This is a genomic window from Dethiosulfatibacter sp., assembly GCF_983023055.1.
Genome location: NZ_CEZJXU010000355.1, coordinates 1 through 2,803 on the forward strand (window position 1 = coordinate 1; position 2,803 = coordinate 2,803).

At 35.4% G+C, this 2,803-nt stretch carries 3 protein-coding genes; all 3 read left to right on the forward strand.

All coding sequences use genetic code 11. The annotated features are described in order from the left end of the window. The coding region (gene argS / locus AC3AX0_RS10910; protein WP_487550317.1) for an arginine--tRNA ligase at positions 1–1,041 on the forward strand (1,041 nt) is incomplete at its 5' end. A 183-nt stretch (positions 1,042–1,224) separates the two neighbouring features. Continuing rightward, positions 1,225–1,920, forward strand: coding sequence for a lytic transglycosylase domain-containing protein (locus AC3AX0_RS10915; RefSeq protein WP_487550318.1), 696 nt, complete (start codon positions 1,225–1,227; stop codon positions 1,918–1,920). 131 nt (positions 1,921–2,051) lie between these two features. Then, positions 2,052–2,803: hypothetical protein (locus AC3AX0_RS10920; RefSeq protein ID WP_487550319.1), on the forward strand; the 752-nt coding region annotated here is incomplete at its 3' end.

Sequence of the window (2,803 nt, forward strand, 5' to 3'; positions counted from 1 at the left end):
AACGGAAACGAAGAGGCTATTGAATTGTGGCAGTGGATTAAGGATGTAAGTCTTATTGAATTCAACAGAGTTTATGGAATGCTAAACATAGAATTTGATTCATTTGCTGGTGAAAGTTTCTATTCAGACAAGATGCCAAGGGTTATAAAAGAGCTTGAAGAGAAGAATCTTCTAGTGGAATCCCAGGGTGCAAAGATTGTTGACCTTGAAGAATTCAGCATGCCGTCACCTTTAATAAAGAAGAGTGATGGATCAACTCTTTATATTACAAGAGATATTGCTGCATCAATTTACAGAAAAGAAACATATGACTTCTATAAGAACATATATGTAGTAGGTTCTCAGCAGAACCTTCATTTCCAGCAATGGATAAAGATAGTAGAGCTTATGGGTTACGACTGGGCAAAAGACTGCGTACATGTTCCATTTGGAATGGTAAGCCTGGAAGATGGAACCCTTTCCACAAGGAAAGGAAGGGTAGTATTTCTTGAAGATGTTCTTAATAAGGCAGTTGAAAAGACCCTTGAAATAATAAACGATAGGAATCCAAACCTTGAAGGCAAAGAAGAAGTAGCCAAGCAGGTGGGTATTGGAGCCGTACTATTCCAGGAACTTTACAACAACAGAATCAAGGACTATACTTTCTCCTGGGAGAAAACACTTAGCTTTGAAGGTGAAACTGGACCTTATGCTCAATATACATATGCAAGGACCTGCAGTATTTTAAGAAAGTACCAGGAAGAACTTGATACTGATATTGATTTCAGTCTAATAATAGGAGACAAGGAATTTGAAATAATGAAAACTTTGGAAGGATTTTCTGACATAGTTGAAAGTTCAATGACCAAGGAAGAACCATTCTATATTGCAAGATTCATAGTGGACCTGGCGCAAAAGTTCAATAGATTTTATCATTATAGTCAGATTCTTACGGAAGACAATGAACTTACTAAAAGTAGGATATTGTTGACATATGCTGTAAACACAGCTATTAGAAATGGTCTTAAATTGTTAGGAATTGAAACTCCTGAAAGAATGTAGTAAGAAGGTCTAAGGCCCTTGAACTATTGGAAACAGTGCAAAAGCAGTTGACAAATCATTTTTTGTAAACTATAATACCTCATAATCCATGCTTTTAAGGCATGGATTTTGACATGTTGCCATGTCGACATTAAATTTTGCTGGTGATATATGCTGGTGACTGAGAAAGAGGAAAAACTATTTATGAAGAAAAAGATTAAGATTATATCAGCACTGTTGATGTGTTTATTTGTACTGAGTGCATGTCAGACTGGAACGGCTACTACAGCCATTTCTGAAAACGTCACGTCAGAAGGAGCGGTTGTCACTGTGGACGCAGAGCCTGTCCCAATTAACCTATCCAACGTTTATAAAAGAAGTATAGACTATGTTTCGATTAAGGATCACGTGGAAGCAGCACAAGAGAAAGATTTTAAAGAATATGCAATTGAGCTGTCAGGACTTGAAGTAGGTGCCATTGAACTGTTAATGGCTGAATGTGATGAAGTAGGAATTGATCCATTTGTAATTCTGGGATTAATGAGACTTGAAAGTGAATTTGATACATATTGTGTGGGAAACCTGGGAGAAAGAGGACTTGGACAGCTAATGGCAAACACGGCAGAGCCTGTTGCAAGGAACATGGGAATAGAGTATGTTCCGGATAAGTTGTTTGAGCCGGAATACAATATAAAGTTGTTTATGACCCAGTTCAAGTATCTATACGAATTCTATGATAGGAATATGCATATGACATTGACAGCATATAATAGAGGACAAGGCGGACTTGATAAATACATGGCTTCAAGAAGCAAACATGCAGATCCAGCCGTAAGCGATTATTCCATGGTAGTATTAAAATATACTACAAGTTTTAAAGAAGAGTTTGATAACCAGTAAAAAAGTATATATAATATAGCTGATGTATGTCGGCTATATTTTTTTGTTTTACATGACGAGAGGACTTCAAACTAAGAATTAAATTGGTTGGTTGGAACATTTATCCTAAATCTTATATAAAGGAGACAACTATGGAAGGACTATATAACAATTTACTGAAATATCTTATTGATCAAAGGGGATACTTATATCCTGAGTTAACAGAGGACAAGGTGGAATATATAATCAATAACGATTATTTTAACTACTTCATTATTTTTCTCAAGTCAATGAGATACAATGATGATTCCGGAGTTGAAATAAACTATGAAAGGCTTTCGGATGAAATGGAGCTTTTTAAATATTATTCCGCATTAAGACACAATAGGAAAAAACTTCACATGTTTGCCATGACTTCAATAGCCTATGCAAATGAAAAGACGGAAGATATAGACAGGGAACTTGAAAAGTACTGTGAATATTTCAATATAACCATAGACAGTTTACCTGAGCTCTTATACTTCTCGTATATGATAAAATCAAGTCAGACATTAAAAGACATGGATAAAATAAATGAGGAAGCCAAGAATGAATTCATTAAATTCTCTTTTAAGGACAGCTTTGGAAGCAAAAACAAGGAAGATATATTATCCTTTGAAAAGAAAAGAGTGGAACTCCTGGGTAAAATGATTGTTGGAGACTGTGTTGGATATCCTCTTTTAGAAACTTTTGAAAGTAAAATTGCAGGAAATATCGGCTGTGATTCGTATGAAAATGAAAGGGTTGCAACATTCGTAAAAGGTCTTCTTGACTATCTGATTAATATCAGAAAAGGCCGTATAAAAACCATGGCATACAACCTGGTGGAAAACAAGCTTTACAATGAAATGGAAAATGCAGTTGT